The sequence below is a fragment of the Methylobacterium jeotgali genome (genome assembly GCF_022179345.1).
GTDB classification, from domain to species: domain Bacteria; phylum Pseudomonadota; class Alphaproteobacteria; order Rhizobiales; family Beijerinckiaceae; genus Methylobacterium; species Methylobacterium jeotgali.
Genome location: NZ_BPQR01000042.1, coordinates 78,001 through 103,199 on the forward strand (window position 1 = coordinate 78,001; position 25,199 = coordinate 103,199).

Annotated in this window: 24 protein-coding genes, 1 tRNA gene, 1 pseudogene and 1 riboswitch; of the genes and pseudogenes, 17 read left to right on the top strand and 9 right to left on the bottom strand. The window is 72.0% G+C overall.

Features of this window, described 5'->3' with window-relative positions:
• The first annotated feature begins 45 nt into the window (after positions 1-45).
• From rpoD to MFF04_RS12705, 6 genes are all read left to right on the top strand, one after another.
• On the top strand, positions 46-2,034 hold the full coding sequence (gene rpoD / locus MFF04_RS12680) for an RNA polymerase sigma factor RpoD (RefSeq protein WP_238276365.1): 1,989 nt from the start codon (positions 46-48) through the stop codon (positions 2,032-2,034).
• 76 nt (positions 2,035-2,110) lie between these two features.
• Positions 2,111-3,406, top strand: coding sequence for an adenylate/guanylate cyclase domain-containing protein (locus MFF04_RS12685; RefSeq protein WP_238276262.1), 1,296 nt, complete (start codon positions 2,111-2,113; stop codon positions 3,404-3,406).
• Positions 3,407-3,417: 11 nt separating this feature from the next.
• A riboswitch (TPP riboswitch) is annotated at positions 3,418-3,551 on the top strand.
• Between the two features lie 62 nt (positions 3,552-3,613).
• On the top strand, positions 3,614-4,831 hold the full coding sequence (gene thiO, locus MFF04_RS12690) for a glycine oxidase ThiO (RefSeq protein WP_238276264.1): 1,218 nt from the start codon (positions 3,614-3,616) through the stop codon (positions 4,829-4,831).
• On the top strand, positions 4,828-5,040 hold the full coding sequence (gene thiS / locus MFF04_RS12695) for a sulfur carrier protein ThiS (protein ID WP_163278716.1): 213 nt from the start codon (positions 4,828-4,830) through the stop codon (positions 5,038-5,040). Before thiO ends, thiS begins: the two co-directional genes overlap by 4 nt.
• A gap of 4 nt (positions 5,041-5,044) precedes the next feature.
• Complete coding sequence (locus MFF04_RS12700; RefSeq protein ID WP_238276266.1) at positions 5,045-5,857, top strand: thiazole synthase; 813 nt, start codon at positions 5,045-5,047, stop codon at positions 5,855-5,857.
• On the top strand, positions 5,854-6,492 hold the full coding sequence (locus tag MFF04_RS12705; protein WP_238276268.1) for a thiamine phosphate synthase: 639 nt from the start codon (positions 5,854-5,856) through the stop codon (positions 6,490-6,492). The genes MFF04_RS12700 and MFF04_RS12705 overlap by 4 nt, the downstream gene beginning before the upstream one ends.
• On the opposite strand, the gene MFF04_RS12710 is transcribed toward MFF04_RS12705, so the two are convergent.
• The 6 genes from MFF04_RS12710 to map all read right to left on the bottom strand — a co-directional run bounded on the left by MFF04_RS12710 (position 6,482) and on the right by map (position 12,350).
• Positions 6,482-7,228 (bottom strand): proteasome-type protease, encoded by a 747-nt coding sequence (locus MFF04_RS12710; protein WP_238276270.1) that lies wholly within the window; start codon positions 7,226-7,228, stop codon positions 6,482-6,484. The two genes, MFF04_RS12705 and MFF04_RS12710, sit on opposite strands and share 11 nt — an antisense overlap.
• Positions 7,229-7,351: 123 nt before the next feature.
• Positions 7,352-8,188 carry a transglutaminase family protein gene (locus MFF04_RS12715; RefSeq protein WP_238276272.1) on the bottom strand — a complete coding sequence of 279 codons (837 nt, stop codon included), beginning with the start codon at positions 8,186-8,188 and terminating at the stop codon, positions 7,352-7,354.
• Positions 8,189-8,217: 29 nt separating this feature from the next.
• Complete coding sequence (locus tag MFF04_RS12720) at positions 8,218-9,162, bottom strand: alpha-E domain-containing protein (protein WP_238276274.1); 945 nt, start codon at positions 9,160-9,162, stop codon at positions 8,218-8,220.
• 50 nt (positions 9,163-9,212) lie between these two features.
• On the bottom strand, positions 9,213-10,646 hold the full coding sequence (locus MFF04_RS12725) for a circularly permuted type 2 ATP-grasp protein (protein ID WP_238276276.1): 1,434 nt from the start codon (positions 10,644-10,646) through the stop codon (positions 9,213-9,215).
• 95 nt (positions 10,647-10,741) lie between these two features.
• A complete protein-coding gene (gene radC / locus MFF04_RS12730) occupies positions 10,742-11,494 on the bottom strand; it encodes a RadC family protein (RefSeq protein WP_373320043.1) in 753 nt (250 codons plus the stop codon).
• Positions 11,495-11,504: 10 nt separating this feature from the next.
• Entirely contained in the window at positions 11,505-12,350 is an 846-nt protein-coding gene (gene map, locus MFF04_RS12735; protein ID WP_238276278.1) for a type I methionyl aminopeptidase, read from the bottom strand.
• A 206-nt stretch (positions 12,351-12,556) separates the two neighbouring features.
• Between map and MFF04_RS12740 the strand changes: the two genes are divergently transcribed.
• Both MFF04_RS12740 and MFF04_RS12745 read left to right on the top strand, forming a co-directional pair.
• Complete coding sequence (locus tag MFF04_RS12740) at positions 12,557-12,814, top strand: zinc-finger domain-containing protein (RefSeq protein ID WP_238276279.1); 258 nt, start codon at positions 12,557-12,559, stop codon at positions 12,812-12,814.
• A 16-nt stretch (positions 12,815-12,830) separates the two neighbouring features.
• Positions 12,831-14,009, top strand: a pseudogene (locus MFF04_RS12745) (FAD-dependent monooxygenase); the annotation flags it as partial.
• 8 nt (positions 14,010-14,017) lie between these two features.
• On the opposite strand, the gene MFF04_RS12750 reads toward MFF04_RS12745, so the two are convergent.
• Positions 14,018-14,102: transfer RNA gene (locus MFF04_RS12750), tRNA-Leu, on the bottom strand.
• 12 nt (positions 14,103-14,114) lie between these two features.
• Between MFF04_RS12750 and MFF04_RS12755 the strand changes: the two genes are divergently transcribed.
• From MFF04_RS12755 to greA, 4 genes are all read left to right on the top strand, one after another.
• On the top strand, positions 14,115-15,659 hold the full coding sequence (locus MFF04_RS12755; protein WP_238276281.1) for a TAXI family TRAP transporter solute-binding subunit: 1,545 nt from the start codon (positions 14,115-14,117) through the stop codon (positions 15,657-15,659).
• A gap of 152 nt (positions 15,660-15,811) precedes the next feature.
• The gene (locus MFF04_RS12760; RefSeq protein ID WP_238276367.1) at positions 15,812-16,387 is read left to right on the top strand and encodes a hypothetical protein; all 576 of its coding nucleotides are present in this window, start codon (positions 15,812-15,814) and stop codon (positions 16,385-16,387) included.
• A gap of 110 nt (positions 16,388-16,497) precedes the next feature.
• Positions 16,498-17,484 carry an acrylyl-CoA reductase (NADPH) gene (gene acuI / locus MFF04_RS12765; RefSeq protein ID WP_238276282.1) on the top strand — a complete coding sequence of 329 codons (987 nt, stop codon included), beginning with the start codon at positions 16,498-16,500 and terminating at the stop codon, positions 17,482-17,484.
• A gap of 36 nt (positions 17,485-17,520) precedes the next feature.
• On the top strand, positions 17,521-17,997 hold the full coding sequence (gene greA / locus MFF04_RS12770; RefSeq protein WP_238276284.1) for a transcription elongation factor GreA: 477 nt from the start codon (positions 17,521-17,523) through the stop codon (positions 17,995-17,997).
• On the opposite strand, the gene MFF04_RS12775 is transcribed toward greA, so the two are convergent.
• Complete coding sequence (locus MFF04_RS12775; RefSeq protein ID WP_238276286.1) at positions 17,966-18,850, bottom strand: LysR family transcriptional regulator; 885 nt, start codon at positions 18,848-18,850, stop codon at positions 17,966-17,968. The two genes, greA and MFF04_RS12775, sit on opposite strands and share 32 nt — an antisense overlap.
• A 128-nt stretch (positions 18,851-18,978) precedes the next feature.
• Between MFF04_RS12775 and wrbA the strand changes: the two genes are divergently transcribed.
• Entirely contained in the window at positions 18,979-19,578 is a 600-nt protein-coding gene (gene wrbA / locus MFF04_RS12780) for an NAD(P)H:quinone oxidoreductase (protein WP_238276288.1), read from the top strand.
• Positions 19,579-19,780: 202 nt separating this feature from the next.
• Here the strand turns inward: wrbA and MFF04_RS12785 are convergent, their stop codons facing one another.
• Positions 19,781-20,794: an L-threonylcarbamoyladenylate synthase gene (locus MFF04_RS12785; protein ID WP_238276290.1), complete on the bottom strand. Its 1,014-nt coding sequence runs from the start codon at positions 20,792-20,794 to the stop codon at positions 19,781-19,783.
• Positions 20,795-20,931: 137 nt separating this feature from the next.
• Between MFF04_RS12785 and MFF04_RS12790 the strand changes: the two genes are divergently transcribed.
• From MFF04_RS12790 to MFF04_RS12805, 4 genes are read left to right on the top strand one after another with little or no spacing between them, the layout of a single operon-like run.
• Positions 20,932-22,692, top strand: coding sequence for an acyl-CoA dehydrogenase family protein (locus MFF04_RS12790; protein ID WP_238276292.1), 1,761 nt, complete (start codon positions 20,932-20,934; stop codon positions 22,690-22,692).
• Between the two features lie 10 nt (positions 22,693-22,702).
• The gene (locus MFF04_RS12795) at positions 22,703-23,467 is read left to right on the top strand and encodes an enoyl-CoA hydratase-related protein (protein WP_238276295.1); all 765 of its coding nucleotides are present in this window, start codon (positions 22,703-22,705) and stop codon (positions 23,465-23,467) included.
• The gene (locus MFF04_RS12800; protein WP_238276297.1) at positions 23,464-24,318 is read left to right on the top strand and encodes an SDR family NAD(P)-dependent oxidoreductase; all 855 of its coding nucleotides are present in this window, start codon (positions 23,464-23,466) and stop codon (positions 24,316-24,318) included. The genes MFF04_RS12795 and MFF04_RS12800 overlap by 4 nt, the downstream gene beginning before the upstream one ends.
• Complete coding sequence (locus MFF04_RS12805; protein ID WP_238276299.1) at positions 24,315-25,175, top strand: SDR family oxidoreductase; 861 nt, start codon at positions 24,315-24,317, stop codon at positions 25,173-25,175. Before MFF04_RS12800 ends, MFF04_RS12805 begins: the two co-directional genes overlap by 4 nt.
• Positions 25,176-25,199: the final 24 nt, after the last annotated feature.

Below are 25,199 nucleotides of genomic sequence, written 5' to 3' on the forward strand. Positions count from 1 at the left end.
GGCTCGTGCGGCCCCTCCGCCCGCCACGAAAACAATAGGCTGATGATGGCGACGAAGGCAACTGAACGGGACGAGGCGGACGCCGCTCCGGAGCAGCAGACGGACGGTCCGCTGCTCGACCTGACGGATGCCTCCGTGAAGCGGATGGTGAAGCTCGCCAAGAAGCGCGGCTACGTCACCTACGAGGAGGTCAACGAGGTCCTGCCCGAGGGGCAGTCCGACCCGGACCAGCTTGAGGACGTGCTCGCCCAGCTTTCGGAGATGGGCATCAACGTCGTCGAGGCCGAGGAGACCGACGAGGCCGCCGCCGAGAAGCCCGCCGCGGCGGAAGGCGACGACGAGGAGGCCGAGGGCGGCGAGGTCGCGGAGGTCGCCCCGAGCCGCGCCGTCGCGGTCCGCGCCGAGACCACCCGCGAGCCGACCGACCGCACCGACGATCCGGTGCGCATGTACCTGCGCGAGATGGGCTCGGTGGAGCTTCTCTCCCGCGAGGGCGAGATCGCCATCGCCAAGCGCATCGAGGCCGGCCGTGAGGCGATGATCGCCGGGCTCTGCGAGAGCCCGCTGACCTTCCAGGCGATCATCATCTGGCGGGACGAGCTGGTCGAGGGCAAGGTTCTGCTCCGCGACATCATCGACCTCGAGGCCACCTACGCGGGCCCCGACGGCAAGAACGCGCCCCAGGTCGCCGAGGGCGAGGAGGCGGAGAGCGAGGAGTCCGAGACGCCGGCGCCCGAGGGCGACGACGAGGACGACATGGAGAACAACGTCTCCCTCGCGGCGATGGAAGCCGAGATCAAGCCGCGGGTGCTGGAGACCTTCGACAACGTCGCGAGCAACTACCGCAAGCTGCGCAAGCTCCAGAACGAGGAGGCCGAGCTCAAGGCCTCCGGCGGCACGCCGGCCGCCAACGCGGCCAGGAAGCAGGGCGAGCTGAAGGACATCGTCGTCACCGACGTGAAGTCGCTCTCCCTCAACAACAACCGCATCGAGGCGTTGGTCGAGCAGCTCTACGACATCAACAAGCGGCTCATCTCGCATGAGGGCCGCCTGATGCGCTACGCCGAGAGCCACGGCGTCGCCCGCGACGAGTTCCTGCGCCACTACCAGGGCTGGGAGCTCGATCCGAACTGGATGGACCGGGTCGGCACGCTCGGCGGCAAGGGCTGGAAGAACCTCGTCGAGAAGGGCTCGGGCGAGGTCGCCCGCCTGCGCGAGCAGATCCTGACGCTCGCCTCCGAGACGGGCCTTCAGATCGGCGAGTACCGCAAGATCGTCTCGATGGTGCAGAAGGGCGAGCGCGAGGCCCGCCAGGCGAAGAAGGAGATGATCGAGGCCAACCTCCGCCTCGTGATCTCCATCGCCAAGAAGTACACCAACCGCGGCCTGCAGTTCCTGGACCTGATCCAGGAGGGCAACATCGGCCTCATGAAGGCGGTCGACAAGTTCGAGTACCGCCGCGGCTACAAGTTCTCGACCTACGCGACCTGGTGGATCCGGCAGGCGATTACCCGCTCGATCGCCGATCAGGCCCGTACCATCCGCATCCCGGTGCACATGATCGAGACGATCAACAAGATCGTCCGCACCTCGCGCCAGATGCTCCACGAGATCGGCCGTGAACCCACGCCCGAAGAGCTGGCCGAGAAGCTCGCCATGCCTCTGGAGAAGGTGCGAAAAGTTCTCAAGATCGCCAAGGAGCCGATCTCGCTGGAGACGCCCATCGGCGACGAGGAGGACAGCCACCTCGGCGACTTCATCGAGGACAAGAACGTCGTCCTGCCGATCGACGCGGCGATCCAGTCGAACCTGCGCGAGACCACGACCCGCGTCCTCGCCTCGCTGACGCCCCGCGAGGAGCGCGTGCTGCGCATGCGCTTCGGCATCGGCATGAACACCGACCACACCCTCGAGGAGGTCGGCCAGCAGTTCTCGGTGACCCGCGAGCGCATCCGCCAGATCGAGGCGAAGGCCCTGCGCAAGCTCAAGCACCCGAGCCGGTCGCGGAAGCTCCGCAGCTTCCTCGACAACTGACGAGCCCGGCCGGTCGACGGGTCCACGAGTCCGGGAAGGCGTTGCCGGAAGCCCTCCCGAGCCCCATCTTGGCCGTATGCTCGAACGAGGCCAGCAACGCCCGCAGCCTCCGACCGCCGACGCGGACGGATCGGAGGCCGACGCCGTGCCCTTCGGCCTTCTGCAGGAAGCGGTGGGGCTTCGCGACTGGCTGCTCTCCGAGGGCGCGCGCCTGCCGAAGGCCGACGACCTGCTCGCCGGCCTGTCCCTGCGTCTCAACGACCTCGACGTGCCCGTCGACCGCGCCACCACGGCGATCGACACGCTGCATTCGGAGTATTCCGGCGTCGGCCGCTTCTGGACGCGGGAGGGCGGCTCCAGCGTGCGGCTGTTCCCCCACGGCGAGGCCTCCGACAAGGCCTATCACGAGAGCCCGTTCTTCACCGTCCACCAGACCGGCGAGTGGCTGATCCTCGACCTCGCCGAGACGCCGGACGACGCCTACGCCGTGATCCCGGAGCTGAAGGCCGGCGGCTACACGCACTACATCGTCGCGCCGCTGATCTTCACCAACGGCAACCGCAACGGCATCACCTTCGCGACCCGCTCGAAGGAGGGCTTCCGCGACGACGACATCGCCGTCCTGCGCTTCGTCATGCCGACGCTCGCCGCGGTGATGGAGATGCGCCTCGTCAACAAGCAGCTCGACACGGTGCTGCGCATCTATGTCGGCGACGAGCCGCACCGGGCGATCCTGTCGGGTGCGATCCGCCGCGGGCACGTGCAGCGCATCCGCTCGGCGATCCTGTTCGCGGACATGCGCGACTACACCCGCACCACCGCCGACATGACGCCCGAGGAGGCCGTCGACCTCCTCAACATCTTCTTCGACTGCCTGGTACCGGCGATCGAGCGCGAGGGCGGCGAGGTGCTGAAGTATCTCGGCGACGGGCTGCTCGCGATCTTCCGCGAGCGCGGCGACGATCTCGGCGGCGCCGCCAAGGGCGCGCTCACCGCCGCGCAGGCGGCGCTGGAGGCGCTGGACGAGGCGAACGCCTTCCAGCGCTTCGAGGCGCCCGTCGCCGCCGGCATCGCCCTCCACCACGGCGAGGCGGCCTACGGCAATGTCGGCTCCGGCGCCCGGCTCGACTTCACGGTGATCGGCCGCGACGTGAACCTCGCGAGCCGGCTCGCGCAGATCAACCGCCGCCTCGGCGAGCCGCTCCTGATGTCGAAGCCCTTCGTGGATTTCCTCTGGGGCGACCCGGAGCCGCTCGGGGAGCACCGGCTCGACGGCTTCCCCGAGCCGATCGGCGTCTACCGTCCCGCGCGGCGGGGGCCCGAGAAGAAACCGGCTTCCGCCGGCGACGGGGTTGACCGCGTGCCCGCCTAGGGCCACATCTCGCCCGTTCCAGGGAGATCCCCGGCAAGGGGCTGAGAAACCGCTGGGCTCGGGATCGAGAGATCTCTCGCGGCGCGGAAATCCTTCGAACCTGATCCGGTTCACACCGGCGTAGGGATTGGACCGCGGCCCTCGAGGCCACAGCTCTCGCGAGACGCTGAAGGAACCGATCCCTGCGGAGGACCCGCGGAGGATGCCTTGGCCAATCCCGACCCACGCCAGCCGATCGGCCTGCGCCGCGCCCCCGAGGCGCGCGTGGCGCGATCGGAGCTGCCGGCCGGCGTCGACGTGGCGGTGGTCGGCGGCGGCCTGATCGGCCTCTCCGCGGCCTGGATGCTGGCGCGGCAGGGCCGCTCCGTCGCGGTGATCGAGCGCGAGACGCTCGGCGCCGGGGCGAGCCTCGCCGCCACCGGCATGCTGGCGCCGGCCGCCGAGCACGAGCCCGGCTCCGACCTTCTCCTGCCGCTGGCGCTGCACAGCCTGCGCCGCTGGCCTGCCTTTCGCGACGCGTTGCAGGCGGCCTCCGGTGTGCCGATCGACTACCGCGAGGACGGCACGCTCGTCATCGCCATCGGCCGCGACGAGGTCGAGCGGCTGCGCTTCCGCCACGATCTGCAGCGCCGCTCCGGCGTCGCCTCCGAATGGCTGAGCGGCATCGAGGTCCGCCGCCGGGAGCCGGCGCTCCGGCCGAACGTCGCCGCCGGCATCCACTGCCCCCTCGACCATCAGGTCGATCCGCGCCACGTCATGACCGCGCTGGCGAAGGCCTGCGAGGCGGCAGGCGTCGCTCTCGTCGAGCGCTGCGCCGTCGAGGCGCTCGACTGGACGAGCGGCCGCGTCACCGGCCTGCATACCGCCGCCGGTACGCTCGCGGCCGGGACCGTGATCCTCGCCGCCGGCGCCTGGAGCGGCGAACGGGGGCTCCTGCCCGAGACGCTGAGCCTGCCCGTGCGCCCGCTGAAGGGCCAGTCCCTGGCGCTGCGCACCTCCAAGGCCACCGGCACGCTCGCGCAGATGATCTGGAGCGAGCAGGTCCACATGGCACCGAAGTCGGACGGCCGGATCATCGTCGGCGCGACGGTCGAGGATTGCGGCTTCCGCCCCGGCGTCACCGCGGGTGGGCTCTACGCCCTGCTGGAGGGCGCGCGGCGCGTCCTGCCGGGGATCGAGGAGATGGAGGTCGAGGCCGTCTGGAGCGGCTACCGGCCGACCTCGGACGACGACGCGCCGATCCTCGACGCCCTGGCGCCGGGCCTCGTCGCGGCGACGGGCCACCACCGCAACGGCTACCTCCTGGCCCCCGCGACCGCGGAGGCGGTGGCCGCCTTCGTGACGACGGGCGCCTGGCCGGACTACGCAGCGGGCTTCGGCCGCGCCCGCTTCCGCCCCGCCGAGAGCCTGAGGGCCTCGGCATGAAGCTCACCGTCAACGGCCTGCCCCGCGAGTGCGAGGCGGGCGACATCGAGGCCCTGTTCCACATCGAGGCCGAGGAGACCGGCCTCGAGAGCCCGCAGGGCATTGCCATCGCACTCAACGGGCGCGTCGTCCGAAAGCGGGAGTGGGCGCAGACGCCCCTCCGCGAGGGCGACCGCGTCGAGATCGTGCGCGCCATGCAGGGAGGCTGAACCCATGCCGGACACCTCGACCAGCACCATCACGCCGCTGCGGCCGGAGGAGGACGACGCCCTCGTCATAGCGGGCGTGCGCCTGTCCTCGCGGCTCCTCATCGGCACCGCCGGCTACCCGAACCAGGCGATCCTGCGGGACGCGGTCGCGGCGTCGGGCGCCGAGGTCGTCACCGCCTCGATCCGCCGGGTCTCCCTCCAGGGGCACGGCTCGGACACGGTGCGCATGCTCGCGGGCAAGCGTTTCCTGCCCAACACCGCCGGCTGCGAGACCGCCCGCGACGCGATCATGACCGCCGAGCTGGCCCGCGAGGCGCTCGACACCACCTGGATCAAGGTCGAGGTCATCGGCGACCGGGAGACCCTCTACCCCGACGTGACCGAGCTGATGGAGGCCTGCCGGCACCTCGTGGACGAGGGCTTTACCGTGCTGCCCTACTGCAACGACGATCCGATCGTCTGCCAGCGGCTCGCCGACATCGGGTGCGCTGCGGTGATGCCGATGGGCTCGCTGATCGGCTCGGGCATGGGCGTCGCCAACCCGGCGAACCTGGAGCTGATCTGCCGCCGCTCGCAGGTTCCGGTGATCGTCGATGCCGGTATCGGCACCGCCTCGGACGCGGTGATCGCCATGGAGCTGGGTGCGGCCGGCTGCCTCCTCAACACGGCGGTGGCCAAGGCCGACGATCCGGTGCGGATGGCCCGCGCCATGGGCCACGCGGTCGCGGCGGGACGCCTCGCGCATCTTGCCGGCCGCATCCCCCGGCGGGGGCGGGCCGAGCCGTCGAGCCCGCAGCTTGGGCTCGTCGGATCGTGAGGCTCCCCGCGCGGCTGCTCGTCGTCACGGACCGCCTGGGTGCCCCCCACGGTTTGCCGGCCGCCCTCGACGCCGCGCTGGCGGGAGGCGCCCGCTGGGTCTGGTTCCGCGAGCGCGACCTGCCGGGCGACGCGCGCAGGCGCCTCGGCGAGACGGTCGCCTGCCGCGTCCACGATGCGGGCGCTCGGCTCACTGTCGGCGGCGACCCGGCGCTCGCCGCCGAGCTCGGGGCCGACGGCGTGCATCTGCCCGCCGGCTGCGACGCCGCCGCGATCAAGCGGGCTCGGGGCTTCCTGCACGAGGCGGCGCTGGTCGGGGTCTCGGCCCACTCCGTCGCGGAGATCGAGGCCGCGGCCGCGGCGGGCGCAGACTACGCGACGCTGAGCCCGGTCTTCGAGACGCCGAGCAAGCCGGGCTACGGGCCGGCGCTCGGCGTCGAGGGCATCCGAGACGCGGCCGGCCGCGCCGGCCGGATGCCGGTGCTGGCGCTCGGGGGCGTGCACCCGGAGCGGGCGGCCGGCCTGATCGCGGCGGGGGCTGCCGGCATCGCCGTGATGGGCGGGATCATGAGCGTGCCGGACCCCGCTGCGGCGCTGAAGGCGTACGCGTCCGCGCTCGCGCCGCTCAGCCCTTGAGGCCGCCGTAGGGCGGGCGCGGGATCGCCTTGTGGGCTGCCCGCAGGGCCGCCGACCAGCGCTCGCGCAGGTCATGGAAGTAGATGTCGCCGACCTCGATGCGGCGGCTGACGTCGAGGTCGAGGGCGCCCCTGCGGGCGACCGCGATGTCGATGGGCAGGCCGACGCCGAGATTCGAGCGCATGGTCGAATCCATCGAGATCAGCCCGACCTTGAGCGCGTCGGAGATGTCGGTGTCGAAGCGGACGGCCCGGTCGAGGATCGGCTTGCCGTACTTGTGCTCGCCGATCTGGAGGAAGGGCGCGTCGCCGCTGCACTCGATGAAGTTGCCGGCCGAGTAGATCAGGAACAAGCGCATCGGATCGCTGCCGATCTGGCCGCCGAACAGAAAGCTGACCTCGAAGCGGAGATTGGCCGCCTCGAAGCCCTGCCGCTCGATCGAGCGGACCCGGCGGATGGCGCGCCCGACGAGCTGGGCCGCCTGGAACATCGTCTCCGTCTCGACGAGGCGCAGCCGCCCGCCCTCGTCGTCCTCGACGCCCTCGGCGAGCAGGCTCAGCACCGATTGCGTGACGGAGAGGTTGCCGGCCGAGGCCAGCATCATCACCCGCTCGCCCGGCACGTTGAAGTGGTGGAGCTTGCGGTAGGTCGAGATGTCGTCGAGCCCCGCGTTGGTGCGGGTGTCGGCGATCATCACGAGCCCGCCCTCGACGAGGAGCCCGACGCAGTAGGTCATCGCTTCATCTCCGGCCGCGTCCGCGGCCCGCGCCTGTTTCATATCAAGGTGCTTCCGCTTTGACTGCATCAAAGCGGAGACTTCGCGCAGACGCTCGGCAAGTCGCGCGTCCGTCGGAGAAGATCAGGATTGTCTCGCCGCCTGGGCCTGCTCGACCTTGAGGCGCACGTCGAGGGTCTCGGTGCCGCCGCCGGTGCGGCTGCCGCGGATCGGCGCGGCGCCGAGATAGTCGAGCCCCGTGGCGACGCGGATATAGGCTTCCGTCGTGGCACAGCCGTGGGCCGCGTCGAACCCGACCCAGCCGAGATCGGGCACCAGGGCCTCGGCCCAGCCGTGCCCGGTCTCGTGAGGGCTCGCCTCGTCCGCCTCCTCGCCGCGGTGGACGTAGCCGGACACGTAGCGGGCCGGCACCTCCAGGTGCCGGGCGGCGGCGATGAAGACGTGGGCGAGGTCCTGGCAGACGCCGGCACCCGCCTCGAAGGCGCGGGCAGCGTCGAGCGCGGCGCTGGCGGGGCCCGCCTCGAAGGCGATCCGCTCGTACACCGCCCCGAGGAGCCGGTGGAGGAGGGGCAGCGTCGTGCGATCCCCGTCCGCGGCGACCGTATCCGCGAACTCCCGCAGGGGCGCGCTCGTCAGCACCAGATCGGTCTCGCGCAGGTAGAAGGCGTCGGGCAGGCGCTCGACGGCGCCGCGCACGATGCCGTGGCTTTCCAGCGTGTCGACTTCGCCGGTGACGCGCACGGTCAGAGCGTCGGTGGGCTCGTCGGGGCTGAACCAGTGCACGACGTTGCCGAAGCCGTCCTCCCGCTCGGTCATGTGCCCGTCGACGGAGGGCTCGATGCGCCAGCGGCGCACGTACTGCCCGTCATGGTCGCGGGGCGTCATCCGCATGACCTGGATGAGGCCGCGGGCGGGCTGCTCGTAGCGGTAGATGGTCTCGTGCAGGACGCGGATGCGCATGGGCTCTTCGTCTCGGCGGCGTTCCGGGCTCAGACCAGATACTGCGTCGCGATCGCTTCGCCGACCCGGTTGTTCTCGTCGATGAAGGCCGTGACGAACTCGTGCAACCCGGAGGCGAAGACCCGCTCGATGTGGTCGCCCTCGAGCCGGGCGAGCAGATTGCCGGCCAGCCGCTGGCTCGGGCCCCGCCGTCCGTAGGCGTCGGCGATCAGGTCGAGGTGCTCCACGAGCTGCCCGTAGCAGTTCAGGAAGGAGCGCGGCATCTGCCGGTTGAGGATCAGGAGGTCGGCCACCAGCATCGGCTTGATGCTCTCGCGGTAGACCCAGTGATAGGCGTTGAAGGCCGAGACCTCGCGCAGGATCGTGGTCCACTGGAAGTAGTCGAGGCTGCCCCCGACCCGCTCGCTCGCCGGCAGCAGGATCTGGTACTTCACGTCGAGGATTCGCGCCGTGTTGTCGGCCCGCTCGATGGCGGTGCCGAGCCGCGTGAACCAGTAGGCGTCGTTCCTCAGCATCGTTCGGTAGGCCGAGCCGTCGAAGGTCAGCGAGATCGACTTCACCCAGTCGAGGAAGCGGGCGAACTCCTCCTGCGAGAGGTCGCGGCCCTCGTAGTTGCGCAGCTCCAGCCAGGCGCCGTTGATCGTGTCCCACATCTCGGTGGTGAGCGCCGTGCGCACGCTGCGGGCGTTCTCGCGGGCCGTCTCGATGCAGGAGCGGATCGAGGAGGGATTGTTCGGGCTGAAGGCCAGGAAGCGCCCGACCGTGTCGGCGTTGACCGCGTCGTGGTGGGCGCGGAACAGCGCCTCGCCGCCGGCCGAAAGCAGCGCCGAGTGCCACTCGTTGGTCTCGCCGCCGCCGTAGCTCGTCGGCAGCGAGGCGAGGCGGTGGGCGGCGTCGAGGATGCGGGCCACGAACTCGGCGCGCTCGACGTAGCGGGAGAGCCAGTAGAGGCTGTCAGCGGTCCGGGAGAGCATGGGCGTCCGTGGGTAACCGTGGGTACGAGAGGGGCGGGGGTCTGGCGGCCTTAAGCGTCGAGCACCCAGGTGTCCTTGGTGCCGCCGCCCTGGCTGGAGTTGACGACGAGGGAGCCCTCCTTCAGCGCCACCCGGGTGAGGCCGCCGGGCACGATGCGGATCTCGTCGGCCCCGCAGAGCACGAAGGGGCGCAGGTCGACGTGGCGCGGCGCGACGCCGGAGGCGACGAAGGTCGGGCAGGTCGAGAGCGAGAGGGTCGGCTGAGCGATGAACCCGTCCGGCGCGTGGCGGATGCGGCGGCCGAACTCCTCGATCTCGCGCTTCGTGGCGTGGGGGCCGACGAGCATGCCGTAGCCGCCCGAGCCGTTGACCTCCTTCACGACGAGGCTGCCGAGGTTGTCGAGGACGTAGGCGAGCGCCTCCTTCTCGCGGCAGCGATGGGTCGGCACGTTCTTCAGGATCGGCTCCTCGCCGGTGAAGAAGCGCACGATCTCCGGCATGTAGCTGTAGACGGCCTTGTCGTCGGAGACCCCGGTGCCGACGGCGTTGGCCAGCGTGACGTTGCCGCGCTCGTAGGCGTTCATGATGCCGGGCACGCCGAGCACGGAATCGGGCCGGAACACGAGCGGATCCAGGAAGTCGTCGTCGAGGCGGCGGTAGACCACGTCGACCCGGCGCGGCCCCTCGGTGGTACGCATGTAGAGCACGTCGTCCTTGGTGAAGAGGTCGGACGCCTCCACGAGGTCGACGCCAAGCTTGTCGGCCAGGAAGGAGTGCTCGTAGAAGGCCGAGTTGTAGCGGCCGGGCGTCAGCAGAACGACGGTCGGGTCGCGGGTCGCTGTCGTCGGGGCGAGGCTGCGCAGCGTCGCCAGCAGCGCGTCCGGATAGTTCTCGACCGGCGCGACCCGGTGGCGGGAGAACAGGTCCGGGAAGAGGCGCAGCATCACCTCCCGGTTCTCGAGCATGTAGGACACGCCCGACGGCGTGCGGGCGTTGTCCTCCAGCACGAAGAAGTCGTTCTCGCCGGTCCGCACGATGTCGATGCCGGCGATGTGGACGTAGAGATCGTGGGGCGGCCGGATGCTGCGCATCTCCATCCGGTAGTGCGCGTTCCGGTAGACGAGCTCCTCGGGGATGATTCCGGCCTTGATGCACTCCTGCGTCGTGTAGACGTCCTTGAGGAAGGCGTTGATCGCGGTGACGCGCTGCTTGAGGCCCCGCTCGAGAAAATCCCATTCGGGCTTCGTCAGCACGCGGGGGATGATGTCGAAGGGGATGAGCCGCTCGGTCGAATCGTTGTCGCCGTAGACCGCGAAGGTGATGCCGATGCGCCGGAACAGCAGCTCCGCCTGGCTGCGGCGGGTGTGGAACTGGTCGGGCGGAGTGGCGTCGAGCCAGGATTTCAGGGCGGCGTAGGCCTCGCGCACCGCGACCGGGGCGTTGCCCTCGAAGCCGCTCATCTCGTCGAACGCCACACTCGTCATCCCTGCCTCCCTAGCGCCACGCTAGAGGCAAGAGGCACGCCACGCAAAGGTTGCGGGGCGACGCTCGCGGAGGGCTGTCACGACCGTCCGATCCGTCAGATCAGCTTGAGCGCCTTGAAGCTCGCGTGCCCGGCGCGGGCGAAGATCACGTGGTCGTGGACGACGATCCGGAGCGGGGCGAGCACGGCGACGACCTCGCGGGTCATGGCGATGTCGGCCTTCGAGGGCGCCGGATCCCCGGAGGGGTGGTTATGGGCGAGGATGACCGCGGTCGCCGCCAGCTCCAGCGCCCGGCGGGCCACCTCCCGCGGGTAGACGGGCGTGTGGTCGACGGTGCCGTGCCCCTGCACCTCGTCGGCGATGAGGCGGTTGCGCTTGTCGAGGAACAGCACCCGGAACTGCTCCCGCGCCGAGAAAGCCATGGTGACGCGGCAGTATTCCAGCACCGCCTCCCAGGAGGAGAGCACGGGACGCTCGGCGATGGCGCCGCGGGCGAGGCGCTGGCCCGCCGCCTCCATCAGCTTCAGGTCGGCGACGACGCCGGGTCCGACCCCGTCGATCTCGGCGAGGCGGCCGGGCTCGGCGGCGAGCACCTCCGCGAAGCTGCCGAAGCGGCGGATCAGCGCCTTGGCGAGCGGCTTCACGTCCCGCCTCGGGATCGAGCGGAACAGGGCGAGCTCGAGCAGCTCGTAGTCCGGCAGCGAATCGGCCCCGGCCGACGCGAAGCGGGCGCGCAGGCGCTCGCGATGCCCGGCATGGTCCGGCGGCGGGACGGGCTCCGCCACCGCCTCCGGCAGCAGCGGGAGGGCGCAGTCGTCGAAGCCCGCCGAGCCGGATCGCCGCGCCACCGGACGCGGCTCAGGCGGCCGGGTTGACGGGCTGGAGCAGCCCCGGTTGATGCAACCCTTTGGGCGAGACCGTGAAGATCTCGACGCCGGTCTCCGTCACCGCCACCGTGTGCTCGAACTGGGCCGAGAGCGAGCGGTCCCGCGTCACCGCCGTCCAGCCGTCGGAGAGGACCTTCACGGCGGGTCGGCCGAGATTGATCATCGGCTCGATCGTGAAGAACTGCCCCGGCTTCAGGGGCACGTCGTAGCTCGCCTCGACGTAGTGCAGGATGGTCGGCGCGTCGTGGTAGGTGCGGCCGAGCCCGTGGCCGCAGAAGTCGCGCACCACCGAGCAGCGCTCGGCCTCGGCGTAGGTCTGGATGGCGCGGGCGATGTCGACGGTCGAGCCGCCGGGCTTCACCGCGGCGACGCCGCGCATCAGGGCCTCGTAGGTGATCTCGCACAGGCGCGCGGCCTTGCGCGGCACCTCGCCGACATAGGCCATCCGGCTCGAATCGCCGTGCCATCCGTCGAGGATCAGGCAGCAGTCGAGGTTGATGATGTCGCCCTCGCGCAGCGGCTTGTCGTTGGGGATGCCGTGGCAGACCACGTGGTTGATCGAGGTGCAGATCGACTTCGAGTAGCCCCGGTAGAACAGCGAGGCCGGGTAGGCGCCGTGGTCCATGGCGAACTCGAAGGCGAGGCGGTCGAGGCGGTCGGTGGTCACGCCCGGCACCGTCGCCTCCATGAGGATGTCGAGGGCCTCCGCCGTGAGGCGGCCGGCCCGGCGCATCCCCTCGAAGCCCTCCGGCCCGTGGATCGGGGCCTCCTGGATCCTCCGGCCGCCCTTGGCGGTCGCCTGGTCTTGCTCGGTCATGATCTGTCGCGCGGCCGTCGGGAGCGGTGGGACGCTCGAGCGCGCCCGCTCCCTATCTACGATCTCGGCCGGGGAGCGCCAAGCGGCGGAAGGCCCGTCACGCATGGCCGGCGGCCGTTCCGGCCCCTAGGCTTGAGCGGCCGAAGCGGCTAGAGCCTTGGCGGAAGGGACGGCGGCCTCGCGGGCCGCCGCGCAGGACAGGCGCGATGGCTGACAAGGCGGTACCGCACTTCCACAACGATCTCGGCGTGGCGGTCATCCACGTGGGCTCGAAGGAGTTCATGTGCATCGGGGCGCTGCCGCCCTTCGATCACCCGCACGTGTTCCTCGACATGGGCGCCGACAACGAGATCATCTGCCAGTACTGCTCGACGCTCTACCGCTATCGCAGGGAGCTGAAGGCCGGGCATGCGGACCCGGAGGCCTGCGTCTGGGACGACCACACCAGGCTCGCCGCCGAGTAGGGCGGCCGCTCGACCGGTGCCCGACCCGCTCTCTATCACCGTCGCCGGGGCCGGAATCGGCGGCCTCACGGCGGCGCTCTGCCTCTCGGATGCCGGACACGCGGTGACGCTGGTCGAGCGCCGCACCGGCTTCAGCGAGGTCGGCGCCGGGCTCCAGCTCTCCCCGAACGCGAGCCGCGTGCTCGCATCGCTCGGTCTCGCCGCCGCGCTCCGGCGCGCCGGCTCCGAGCCGCCCGGCGTCGTCGTGCGCAGCCTCAAGAGCGGGAGCCGCATCGGCGGCGTGCGCCTCGGCGAGGCGGCGCGGGAGCGCTACGGCGCACCCTACCACGTCATCCATAGGGCCGACCTCCAGACGCTGCTCCTCGACGCAGTCCGCTCGAGGCCCGGCATCCGCCTGCTGGTCGGGCGCGAGGTCACCGGTCTCGCCGAGCGGGCGGACGGGATCGCGATCACCGTCGAGAGCGCCGGCGGCGGCCGCGGCGAGACCCTGGAGGCCGATCTCGTGATCGGCGCCGACGGCCTGCGCTCGCGCCTGCGGGGGCATCTCGACGACCGCCCCGTGGCGCCGGCGCGGATGGCCGCTTGGCGGGCCATCGTGCCGCGGGACGTCGTCCCGGAGGCGCTGCGCGGCGGGGAGACCGGCCTCTGGCTCGGCCGCGGCCGGCACGTCGTCCACTACCCCATCGGCAACGGCGAGCGCGTCAACGTCGTCGCCATCGTGCCGGAACGGCAGGGCGACGACGGCTGGGGACGGCTCGGCGAGCCGGCCATGCTGCGCGCCCATTTCCGCGACGCCACCCCGGAGCTGGCGCAGCTTCTCGGCCTGCCCGATTCCTGGCTGGTCTGGTCGCTGGCGGACCGCCCGACCGCCCGGCCGATGGCCCGGGGCCGGCTCGCGCTCCTCGGCGACGCCGCCCATCCGATGCTGCCCTTCCTGGCACAGGGCGCGGCGCTCGCCGTCGAGGACGCGGCGACGCTCGCGGCCTGCCTGGCGGGAGGCGACGTTCCGAAGGCGCTCGCGGCCTACGATGCGGCGCGCCGGCCCCGCGCCAAGCGGGTGCAGAAGGCGGCGCGGGCCAACGGCCGGGTCTACCATGCCGGGGGCTTCGCGGCGCTCTGCCGGAACCTGGTGATGCGCCGCCTCGGCCCGGACGGCATGCGCGACCGCTACGGCTGGCTCTACGGCTGGCAGCCGGACGGCAATGGTGCCCACGGTCGGACTCGAACCGACACGCCCGAAGGCCCCGGATTTTAAGTCCGGTCCGGCTACCAGTTTCAGCACGCGGGCAGCGGCATCGTCATGCGGCGCGGCCCCGGCAGCGTCAAGGACCGGCCTCGTCAAGCCGCGCCGCGGGCCTACCTCGACGGCAACGGGGAGGCGGGCGTGGCGGACAAGGCGGCAGGGAGACGGGTCTGGGCCCCGGAGCGGGCGTTCCTGCTCGCCGCGCTGCTGCTCGCCGCGGCGGCCGGGGTCGCGTTCTATCTCTCCCGCCCCACGACCCTGAGGATCGCCGTCGCCCCCGAGGGCGGGGTCGAGCCGGCGCTGATGGCCGCCTATGCCAGGCTCGTCGCCGAGCGCGACGAGAGCCCGCATCTCGACATCGTATCGTTCGGCGGCGTGCGCGAGAGCGCCACCGCGCTTCAGGACGGCAAGGTCGACCTCGCGGTCGTGCGGCCGGACGTGCTGATGCCGCGCAACGGGCTGACCCTCGCCGTGCTGCGCGAGCAGGCGATCCTCGTCGCCGCCCCCGCGGCCTCGGGGATCGCGAGCCTGCCCGATCTCGCCGGCCGCCGCCTCGGCATCCTCGCCGCCCGCGAGGCGGACCGCCCGCTGGCGCTCGCCGTTCTGAACCGACTCGGCCTCGCCGCGCGGATGGAGGGGGAGGCTTCGGGCGCGACCGCCGAACCGGAGGATGCCGAGGAAGACGGCAAGCCGCCGGCCCGGCGCCGGACCGCGCCGGCCACGGTCACGCTGGTGCCTCTTCAGGAGGCAGAGGTCGCGGCGTCCCTCGGGGCAGAGCGCATCGATGCCATGATCTTCATCACCACGCCGACGACGCCGGCCGCCCGCCGCCTCGTGGGGCTGGTCCGGGACGCCAGCCCGGAGCGGAAGGTCGCGCTGTTCGGCGTGCCGAACCCAGCCGCCGCCCTGGCGCGGCTGCCGCGGCTGCAATCCGTGACCGTGCCGGCGGGCCTGTTCGGGGCCGAGCCGCGCCTGCCGGAGGAGGACCTCCCCACGATCGGCCCATCGTACCGCCTGATGGCCCGCGCGAGCCTGTCGCGGAGCCTGGCGGCGGAGGTGACGCAGAACCTGTTCGAGCTGCGCACGGCGCTCGCCGACAGCGTGCCCGCCGCCGACGCCATCGCGGCGCCGGCCTACGACACCACGGTCGCTGCCACCACCGCGCGCCTGCCGATCCATGCCGGGGCCATGGACTACTATGAGCGCGAGCAGGAGGGGCTGATCGAGCGCTACGAGACCTGGATCTACCTCTTCGCCTTCCTGGGCGGCGGCATCGGCTCGGGGCTCGCCTGGCTGCGCCAGCGCCTCGGGCGCCTGCGCCGGGAGCGCATCGAGGTCGCGGCCGCGCGCCTCCTCGAGATCCGCTCCGAGGCCCGCCGGATCGACGATCCGGACAAGCTCCGGGCGATGGAGGCCGAGATCGACGATCTCGCCGGCAGCATCGCCCGGCAGGCTCTGACGCGGCCGGCGGAGCCGCGGACCCTCAGCGCGGCGGGCATCGCCCTCGACGCCGCCCGCGCGACCGTACGGCGGGCGAAGGCGAGCGCGGGAGGCGGCGGGGATACTCGGGAACAGGGCCCGTCACAGCCCACGAATACTTAAGCAACTCGAAACAGGGATCGCGGAAACCGGGTTAATTTTACCGTATAACAGGATCGTCCTTGCGGGAAGCGCAGCCGCACGGCCTCTTGAGCGTCGAGATGAGCGCGATCGCGCGCCGTCACACCTCTTGCAGCCCGCACAAGGACTTCGCCATGGCCGCGCCGGTCGCCCGATCCGCCACACTCGCCGTCACCCTCGCCGCCGCGCTCTTCGCCGGCACGCCCGCCCAGGCCGGCTGCCACGGCGCCGAGTGCTATCGCTACGTCGCGACGCCGCCGGTCTTCGACACCGTCTCCGAGCAGGTGCTGGTGCGCCCACCCCGCACCGTCTACCGCAGCACGCCGCCGGTCTTCGACACCGTGTCCGAGCGCGTGCTGGTGGCGCCGGGCGGCCGGGTCTGGCAGACCCGCCGCGGCCCCTACGGCGAGCTCGAGGGCTGCTGGATCGACACGCCGCCCCAGTACGCCGTGCGCCAGCGCCGGGTGATGGTGCAGCCGCCCCAGTCGATCCCGGAGACGATCCCGCCGGAATACGCCACCGTGAGCCGGCGCGTCCTCGTGCAGCCCGCCCGCGCAGGCTGGGTGCCCGCCGGCCCCCGCGGCCCCGGCTACGGGCCCGGATACGGCGTCGGCTCGATCCCGGACGCGCTCGGCATCACCGGCGCCAGCTCCGCCGATATCGGCGTCGGCCTCGGCTTCTCCCGCGGCAGCGTCTACGACGGCTACTGAGACCCCCGTCCGAGTGACGTTCGCAGCCCGTCGCGCCCTCACCGGCGCGGCGGGCCGCCTTGATTCGGCGCCCGCGCGCCACAGGTCGGTCCCGACGGGAGAGGCGTGGCATGACGACGTTCAAGGCGTGGGTGGTCGAGAAGGGCGAGGGCGGGCAGAGTCTCGCCTTCCGGGACTTCGACGAGGCTGACCTCATGCCCGGGAACGTCACCGTCCGGGTCAGCCATTCGACGCTGAACTACAAGGACGGTCTTGCCATGACCGGCAAGTCGCCGGTGGTGCGCCGCTTCCCGATGATCCCCGGCATCGACTTCGCCGGCACCGTCGAGACCTCCGAGGACCCGGCCTACAAGCCGGGCGATCCGGTCGTGCTCACCGGCTGGGGCGTCGGCGAGACCCATCTCGGCGCCTACGCGGAGAAAGCCCGCGTCCGGGGCGACTGGCTGGTGCCTCTGCCCGAGGGCCTCAGCCCCGCCGAGGCCATGGCGATCGGCACCGCCGGCTACACCGCCATGCTCTGCCTGATGGCGCTCGACGCCCACGGCGTCACCCCGAAGGACGGGCCGGCGATCGTCACGGGCGCCTCCGGCGGCGTCGGCTCCGTCGCGGTGGCGCTGCTGGCGCGGGCGGGCTGGCACGTCCTCGCCTCGACGGGGCGCGAGGACGAGGCCGAGTACCTGCGCGGCCTCGGCGCGGCCGAGATCGTCGACCGCAACGAGTTGTCGGCACCGGGCAAGCCGCTCGCCAAGGAGCGCTGGGCGGCGGGCATCGACGCGGTCGGCTCCTCGACGCTCGCCAACGTCCTGGCACAGACGAAGTCCGACGGCGCGGTCGCCGCCTGCGGCCTCGCGCAGGGCATGGACCTGCCGACCACCGTGGCGCCCTTCATCCTGCGGGGCGTGTCGCTGCTCGGGATCAACAGCGTGACGACCCCGCAGCCGAAGCGCCGCGCCGCCTGGGCACGGCTCGCCCGCGAGCTCGACCGGGAGAAGCTCGCCGCGATGACCCGGACGGTCAGCCTGCCCGAGATCGGCGGCCTCGCCGAGGAGATCCTGGCGGGGCGCGTTCGCGGCCGCACGGTGGTCGAGATCGCCTGAGCGGAACCGCGCCGCTCGCGTGCGCATTCCAGCACCATGAGCATCGCATTCGTTCGTGAGAAGGAGGGCGGGGAAGCCTTCGAGGACCTCCCCGACCGCCCGATCTCTCCCCACACCAACTACGTGACGCCGGAGGGGCTCGCGCAGATCGAGGCCGAGGTGAAGCGCCTTCAGGGAGAGGCCTCCGCCCTCGATCCCGACGCCAAGGCGGACAACGCCCGCGTCGCCCGAGACCTGCGCTACTGGACCGCCCGGCTCGGCACCGCCGAGCTCGTCGAATCCGTCGAGGGCGACGCGGTGCATTTCGGCTCGACGGTGACCATCGCCCGCGAGGACGACAGCCGGCAGACCTTCCGCATCGTCGGCGAGGACGAGGCGGACCCGGCCAAGGGCTCGATCTCCTACGTCGCGCCGCTCGCCCGCGCGCTGACCGGCAAGGGTGTCGGCGACAGCGTCGAGGTCAACGGCCACGAGGTCGAGATCATGGAGATCGCTCAGCCCGCCCCTCAATGAGCGGCCGCAGCGCCGCGAGCCGCTCCGCGCAGAAGTCGAGGAAGGCACGCACCCGCGGCGCATTGCGGAGATCGGGATGGGTGAGGAGCCAGAGATTGGTCTCCAGCTCCGGCTCGGGCTGTCCGAGGCGCATGAGCGTCGGATCCCGGTCGCCCTCGATGCAGGGCAAGGCGGCGATGCCGATGCCGGCAGCGACCGCCTCGGCGAGGCCGTGCACCGAATTGAGGCGCATCGCGACCCGCCCCCGTCCGATCCGGCTGTCCGTAAAGCGGGCGAACACGCCGCCCCCAACGCTCTCGTCAGGCGTCACCCAGTCCCGATCCGCCGTGTCGGTCCCGTCCTCGACGCGGCCATAGAGCGCCCAGGCGATGCATGCGACCCGGCGGGCGACGAGGTTCGGCGGCGCCGTCAGGGAGGCGCGCACGGCGACGTCGGCGTCGCGCCGCGACAGGTTCAAGGCCTCCTGCGCCGCCACAACATCCAGCGTGACACCGGAATGGCGCGCGCGGAAGGCCGCGAAGACCGGCATCAGCGCGCCGGAGACGAAGCTCGCCGCCGCGGTGACGCGCAGGTTGCCGGCGGGCGCCGCCGCCTGGCCCGCGACCGCCCTCAGCACGCCCGCGACCTCGTCCTCCATGCGCTCGGCCGCCGCCGCCATGGCGAGGCCGGCCGGCGTCGCGACGTAGCCGGTGCGCAGCCGTTCGAAGAGGCGCGTCTCAACCGCCGCCTCGATCGCCGACAGCCTGCGGAAGGCCGTCGAGTGGTTGATGCCGAGATGCGCGGCGGCGCGCGTCAGGCCGCCGAGTTCCGCGATGGCCCGGACCAGCCGGAAATCGTCCCAGGCGACCGACATGCCGCGGGCTCCTTGCATAGACGCAAGGATGTTCTTGCAGACCGAGGCATTTTCGCAAGGCGTCAGGTGCGCGATATCCCACCCGTGTCGTCCGGCGTCCGCAAGGACGCCCTGCAAGGAGAGGTGCGATGGCGAAGGTTCTGGTGCTCTACTACTCGTCCTGGGGTCACGTGGAGCAGCTCGCGAAGGCCGTGGCCGAGGGCGTGCGCGACGCCGGCGCCGAGGTCGTCGTCAAGCGCGTGCCGGAGCTGGTGCCCGAGGAGGTCGCCCGCCAGTCCCACTACAAGCTCGACCAGGACGCACCGATCGCCAAGCCGGAGGAGCTCGGCGACTACGATGCGATCATCTTCGGCACGCCGACCCGCTACGGCAACATGGCCGCGCAGATGAAGCAGTTCATCGACCAGACCGGCGGCCTCTGGGCGAAGGGTGCGCTCGTCGGCAAGGTCGGCTCGGTCTTCACCTCGACGGCGACCCAGCATGGCGGCCAGGAGACGACGCTGACGAGCTTCCACACCGTGCTCCTGCACCACGGCATGGTCATCGTCGGGCTGCCCTACGCCTTCCAGGGCCTGACGGAGATGGGCGTGGTCTCGGGTGGCACGCCCTACGGCGCCTCGACGCTGGCGGGCAGCGACGGCAGCCGCCAGCCGACGCAGGTCGAGCTCGACGGCGCGCGCTTCCAGGGCCGCCACGTCGCCGGCATCGCGGCCAAGCTCGCCGGCTGAGTCGCGGGCCCGGTGTCGGCTCCCGCCGGCGCCGGGGCATCCGTCCGGAAAGCGGGCAAGAAAAAAGGCTCGGATCGCTCCGAGCCTTTGAAGGGAAAAGGCCATTGGGGGCTGAGTTGGCCTTCGTGACCTGTAAACGGGCCATCCCCGGCATCCGTTCCCGCCGCCCGCCAAATTTTTTCGGGGTTCACCGCACGTCCCTTCAACGCGGCGCCGCCGCCCGCGCCAGACGGTCGTTGATCGCCTCGCCGAGCCCCTCCTGCGGGATCGGGACGGCCGCGATCACCGCCGTGCCCATGGCGTCGAGAAAGCGGAGCGCCGCGAACAGGCCGGCGGCCGCCTCGGCGAGATCGCCCGTCGCGCTGAGGTCGAGCCAGCCCACGGCATCCGTCAGGCCCGGCGGGCGGGCGCCGCCGAACAGGAGCGCCGCCTCGCCCGGCGCGATGCGCGCGGCGCCGAGCCGCAGGCGGGCGCGGGGCGCATAATGCGAGGCGAGAAGGCCGGGCCCGACCGGCTTCTCCGCGGCATCCTCCGCCGGGCCCTCGACCCGGCGGCCGAGAACGTCCTCGAGCGCCCGCCGGGTGATTCCCCCCGGCCGCAGCAGGCGCGGCACCCCGTCGAGGCAGGCGACGACCGTCGATTCGACGCCGATCGGACAGGCGCCCCCGTCGAGGATCGCGGCGAGCCGCCCGTCGAGATCTGCGCGGACATGCTCGGCCCGCGTCGGGCTGACCCGGCCCGAGCGGTTGGCGGAGGGCGCCGCCACCGGCCGCCCGACCGCCGCGATCAGGTCGCGGGCGATCCCGCTCTCCGGAACCCGCAGCGCCACGCTCCGCAGGCCGGCGCGGGCGAGATCGCAGACGCGTCCCTCCGGAGCGGCTGGTACGACGAGCGTCAGGGGCCCGGGCCAGAACGCCCGCGCGAGGCGTTCGGCGATGCCGTCGAAACGACCCTCGCGGCGGGCGGTCTCCGCGTCCGGCAGATGGGCGATGAGCGGGTTGAAGCGCGGCCGCTCCTTGGCGGCGAAGATCGCCGCGACCGCCGCGGGGTTCGCGGCATCCGCCCCCAGCCCGTAGACGGTCTCGGTGGGGAAGGCGACGAGGCGGCCGGACCGAATCAGCTCCGCCGCCCGGGCGATGCCCGCCGCGTCCGCCTTAAGCCTGCCCGTCGCCTCCGCGGGAGGGACGCCAGCGACCGTTGACGCAGGATCGTTCATATCTAAACTATCTCGGCCGGTGACGGGCTCGCCCGATCCGGCTAAGCGGCTGTCCAAGCAAGCGGCCTAGCGTCGGCCGGGGCTCCCGGTCAAACGGCGCAGGACGACGCCGACGGAACGGCGCGGAGGGAACGGACATGAGCTATCGCGCGCCCGTCGCAGAGATCGCCTACACCCTGCGCCACGTCGCCGGGCTCGAGCAGGTTCTCGGCGGCACCGGCGATCTCGGCGCCGACGACGTCGAGGCGGTACTGGAGGAGGCGGGACGCCTCGCCAGCGAGGTCATCGCGCCCCTCGACCGGGCCGGCGACCGCCATGGCACGCCTTTTCGCGATGGAAGCGTGACCACGGCGCCCGGCTGGCAGGCGGCCTATCGCGGCTTCGTCGAGGGTGGCTGGAACGGCATCGGCGCCACGCCCGATTTCGGGGGCCAGGGCCTGCCGCACCTCGTCTCCGCCGCCTGCACGGAGATGTGGAACGGCGCCAGCATCGCCTTCGGCCTCTGCCCGCTGCTGACGGCCGGCGGCATCGAGGCGCTCACCGCCCACGGCTCGGCGGAGCTGAAGGAGCGCTACCTCGGCCGGCTGATCTCCGGCGAGTGGACGGCGACCATGAATCTCACGGAGCCGCAGGCCGGCTCCGACCTCTCGGCGCTGCGCACCCGCGCGGAGCCCGCCGGCGACGGCAGCTACCGGATCACCGGCGCCAAGATCTACATCACCTACGGCGAGCACGATCTCTCCGACAACATCGTCCATCTGGTCCTGGCGAGGCTGAAGGATGCGCCGGCCGGCACGCGGGGCATCTCGCTGTTCCTGGTCCCGAAGGTGCTGCCCGACGGGACCCGCAACGACCTGCGCTGCTCCGGGATCGAGCACAAGCTCGGCATCCACGGCTCGCCGACCTGCTCCATGGCCTTCGGAGATGCCGGGGGCGCCACGGGCTGGCTGATCGGCGAGGAGAACCGGGGGCTGGCCTGCATGTTCACGATGATGAACTCGGCCCGGCTCAACGTCGGGCTCCAAGGCGTCGGCGCGGCGGAGGCGGCCACGCAGCGGGCCGTCGCCTACGCCCGCGAGCGCCGGCAGGGGAAGGCGCCCGGTGCGACTGAGGCGTCGAGCCCGATCGTCGCCCACCCCGACGTGCAGCGGATGCTGATCACCATGCGCGCCTATACGGCCGCGGCGCGGGGCATCTGCTACCTCACCGCCGCCGCCCTCGACGCCGCGCACGGGCCGGAAGGGCAGCGCGCCCACGACCGCGCCTCGCTACTGACCCCCGTCGCCAAGGCCTTCGCCACGGACATCGCCAACGAGGTCGCCTCGCTCGGCGTTCAGGTCCATGGCGGCATGGGCTTCGTGGAGGAGACGGGCGCCGCCCAGCACATGCGCGACGCCCGTATCCTGGCGATCTACGAGGGTACCAACGGCATCCAGGCGATGGACCTCGTCGGCCGCAAGCTTGCGCTCAACGGCGGCGAGACCGTGCGGGCGCAGATCGCCTCCATGCGCGGGGCCGCCGAAGCGCTGCTGAAGGACGGCAATCCCGGCTTCGGCCATGCCGCCGCCCGGCTGCGCTCCGCTGTCGAGAGCCTCGACAGGGCGACGAGCTTCCAGCTGCGCGCCGCCGCATCGAACCGTCCGGAGGCGGCGCTGGCCGGCGCCACGCCCTACCTGCGCCTGTTCGGCCTCGCCCAGGGCGGTGCCTGCCTGGCGCGGGCCGCGCTCGCCTCCAGCGCGGCGGGCAAGACCGGCGGCGTGAGCGGGGCCGATGCGGGCCGCATCGCGCTCCTGCGCTTCTACGCCGAAAACCTGCTCACCGCGGCCGGCGGTCTGGAGGAGAGCGTGATCGCCGGCGGCGGCTTCGTCGACGGTGCCATGGCGGCGCTCGACGCGTGAGGAGGGGCCGATGAGCGAGACCGTCAGCATCCGCGATCTCGGGAACGGGGTGCGCCTCGTCGCCCTCGACCGGCCGGAGAAGAAGAACGCGCTGACCGGCGCGATGTACGACGCCATGCGGGCGGCCCTCACCGAGGCCGACGCGGACGAGGGCATCGGCGCGGTGGTGTTCGCGGGGCTCCCCAGTGTGTTCTCGGCGGGCAACGACATCGCCGATTTCGCCGGCAGCCTCGCCAAACCCTTCTCCGAGGCGCCGGCCCTCCACTTCATCCGGCAGCTCGCCCGCACCCGCACGCCGATGGTCGCGGCGGTGGACGGCATCGCGGTCGGCATCGGCACGACGCTGACGCTCCACTGCGACCTCGTCTACGCGAGCCCGGCGGCACGCTTCCGGATGCCCTTCGTGGAGCTGGCCCTCGTACCGGAGGCGGCCTCGAGCTACCTGCTGCCGCGCCGGGTCGGGCGCCTGAAGGCCAGCGAGATGCTGCTGCTCTCCGAGGTCTTCGATGCCGATGCGGCACTCAGTCTCGGCCTCGTCAATGCCGTGATCCCCTCCGACCTCCTTCTCGACCACGCGGTGGCGCAGGCCGCGCGCCTCGCCGCCCTGCCGCGGGGCGCGGTGCAGGCCACCCGCGCGCTGATCCGGGGCGACCAGGCCGAGGTCGAGGCGGCGCTGGAGGCGGAAGCCGCGGCCTTCGAGGAGCGGCTGCGCTCGCCCGAGGCGCAGGAGCGCTTCCGGGCCTTCCTCGGCCGTGCCAAGCCGGGTGCGGCGTGAGCGGCCCGCTCGCGGGCAAGGTCTGCCTCGTCGCCGGCGCCTCGCGGGGCGTCGGCCGGGGCATCGCCCGCGGCCTCGGCGAAGCGGGGGCGACGGTGATCGTCACCGCCCGCTCCAGCGAGACCGGCGCCCGCACCGAGATGCGCTCGGAGGCCGTCGAGGACACCGCCCGCGAGGTCGACGCCGCCGGAGGCGACGGTCACCACTACCTCTGCGACCATACCAGCGAGCGGGCGGTGGACGGGCTCGTCCACTGGGCGCTGCGCCGCTTCGGGCGCATCGACGTGGCGGTGTCGAGCGTCTGGGGCGGCAACGAGGGCTACGACGGCGAGCGCTATCCGGACGGCTCCTCCTGGGGCACGCCGTTCTGGCGCCGCTCGGCCGAGCCCTATGGCGGCTTCCTGGAGGTCGGCCCCTATGCGGGACTGCTGCTCGCCCGCGCCGTGGCCCCGGCCATGGTCGCGGCGAAGTCCGGCCTCATCGCGCTCGTCTCCTTCGACACGGGCGAGGGCTACCTCGGCGACATCTACTACGACCTCGCCAAGACGGCGACGAACCGGCTGGCGCTGGCCTTCTCCGCGGAGCTTAAGCCCTACGGCGTCACGGCGCTCGCCCTCTCTCCGGGCTTCGTGCGCACGGAGCGTGTGATCGAGGCCGGCCACGGCGACATGGCGACGGAGAGCCCGCTCTACGCCGGCCGGGCGCTGGCGGCGCTCGCCGCCGATCCCGAGATCGCAGCGCGATCCGGACAGGTCCTGCACGCGGGCGACCTCGCCCGGCACTACGGTTTCACCGACGCGGACGGCAGCCGGCCCCCGCGCTTCCGCGTCAGCACAGGAGACGAGCGATGAGCGGCACCCTGAAGGGCAAGACCCTGTTCGTCACCGGCGCCTCGCGGGGCATCGGCCTCGCCATCGCGCTGCGCGCCGCCCGCGACGGGGCGAACATCGCCATCGCCGCCAAGACCGAGAGCCCTCACCCGAAGCTCGAGGGCACCATCCACACCGCCGCCGCCGAGATCGAGTCGGCCGGAGGCAAGGCACTCCCGCTCGTCGTCGACGTGCGCGACGAGGAGAGCGTGGCCGGCGCCATTGCGAAAACCGTCGAGACCTTCGGAGGTCTCGACATCGTCGTGAACAACGCCAGCGCCATCTCGCTCTCGCCGACGCCGCACACGGAGATGAAGCGCTTCGACCTGATGCACCAGATCAACACGCGCGGCACCTACATGGTCTCGAAATACGCGATCCCGCATCTCGCCAAGGCGGAGAACCCGCACGTCCTGATGCTGTCGCCGCCCCTCGACATGCAGGAGAAGTGGTTTGCCCCCCACCTCGCCTACACCATGGCGAAGTTCGGGATGTCGCTCTGCGTGCTGGGTCTTGCGGGAGAGCTGCGCCGCCAGGGCATCGCCGTGAACGCGCTCTGGCCCCGCACCACCATCGCCACGGCCGCAGTCAACAACCTGCTCGGGGGCGAGGAGCTGATGAAGGCGAGCCGCACGCCCCAGATCATGGCGGACGCCGCCCACGCCCTCTTCCTGAAGCCGTCGCGGGAGGTCACGGGCCGCTTCCTCATCGACGACAGCTTCCTGTACGAGAACGGCGTCACGGACTTCTCACAATACCGCGTCACACCCGGCGTCCCCCTTGCGCCGGACTTCTTCGTGCCGGATGCGAGCCTACCTCCACCGAACGCGCTCGCCTGAGGCGGGCGCGCCCGTGACCCGGGT

Excerpts from the sequence above, each read along its gene's own strand:
- MFF04_RS12700 (WP_238276266.1), top strand. The coding sequence starts at position 5,045 with ATGCCGGACACCTCGACCAGCACCATCACGCCGCTGCGGCCGGAGGAG.
- acuI (WP_238276282.1), top strand. The coding sequence starts at position 16,498 with ATGACGACGTTCAAGGCGTGGGTGGTCGAGAAGGGCGAGGGCGGGCAG.
- rpoD (WP_238276365.1), top strand. The coding sequence starts at position 46 with ATGGCGACGAAGGCAACTGAACGGGACGAGGCGGACGCCGCTCCGGAG.
- MFF04_RS12725 (WP_238276276.1), bottom strand. The coding sequence starts at position 10,646 with ATGACGAGTGTGGCGTTCGACGAGATGAGCGGCTTCGAGGGCAACGCC.
- MFF04_RS12740 (WP_238276279.1), top strand. The coding sequence starts at position 12,557 with ATGGCTGACAAGGCGGTACCGCACTTCCACAACGATCTCGGCGTGGCG.
- MFF04_RS12710 (WP_238276270.1), bottom strand. The coding sequence starts at position 7,228 with ATGACCTACTGCGTCGGGCTCCTCGTCGAGGGCGGGCTCGTGATGATC.
- wrbA (WP_238276288.1), top strand. The coding sequence starts at position 18,979 with ATGGCGAAGGTTCTGGTGCTCTACTACTCGTCCTGGGGTCACGTGGAG.
- MFF04_RS12790 (WP_238276292.1), top strand. The coding sequence starts at position 20,932 with ATGAGCTATCGCGCGCCCGTCGCAGAGATCGCCTACACCCTGCGCCAC.
- MFF04_RS12805 (WP_238276299.1), top strand. The coding sequence starts at position 24,315 with ATGAGCGGCACCCTGAAGGGCAAGACCCTGTTCGTCACCGGCGCCTCG.
- MFF04_RS12760 (WP_238276367.1), top strand. The coding sequence starts at position 15,812 with ATGGCCGCGCCGGTCGCCCGATCCGCCACACTCGCCGTCACCCTCGCC.
- greA (WP_238276284.1), top strand. The coding sequence starts at position 17,521 with ATGAGCATCGCATTCGTTCGTGAGAAGGAGGGCGGGGAAGCCTTCGAG.
- MFF04_RS12685 (WP_238276262.1), top strand. The coding sequence starts at position 2,111 with ATGCTCGAACGAGGCCAGCAACGCCCGCAGCCTCCGACCGCCGACGCG.
- MFF04_RS12715 (WP_238276272.1), bottom strand. The coding sequence starts at position 8,188 with ATGCGCATCCGCGTCCTGCACGAGACCATCTACCGCTACGAGCAGCCC.
- MFF04_RS12795 (WP_238276295.1), top strand. The coding sequence starts at position 22,703 with ATGAGCGAGACCGTCAGCATCCGCGATCTCGGGAACGGGGTGCGCCTC.
- MFF04_RS12785 (WP_238276290.1), bottom strand. The coding sequence starts at position 20,794 with ATGAACGATCCTGCGTCAACGGTCGCTGGCGTCCCTCCCGCGGAGGCG.
- MFF04_RS12720 (WP_238276274.1), bottom strand. The coding sequence starts at position 9,162 with ATGCTCTCCCGGACCGCTGACAGCCTCTACTGGCTCTCCCGCTACGTC.
- map (WP_238276278.1), bottom strand. The coding sequence starts at position 12,350 with ATGACCGAGCAAGACCAGGCGACCGCCAAGGGCGGCCGGAGGATCCAG.
- thiS (WP_163278716.1), top strand. The coding sequence starts at position 4,828 with ATGAAGCTCACCGTCAACGGCCTGCCCCGCGAGTGCGAGGCGGGCGAC.
- MFF04_RS12775 (WP_238276286.1), bottom strand. The coding sequence starts at position 18,850 with ATGTCGGTCGCCTGGGACGATTTCCGGCTGGTCCGGGCCATCGCGGAA.
- MFF04_RS12755 (WP_238276281.1), top strand. The coding sequence starts at position 14,115 with ATGCGGCGCGGCCCCGGCAGCGTCAAGGACCGGCCTCGTCAAGCCGCG.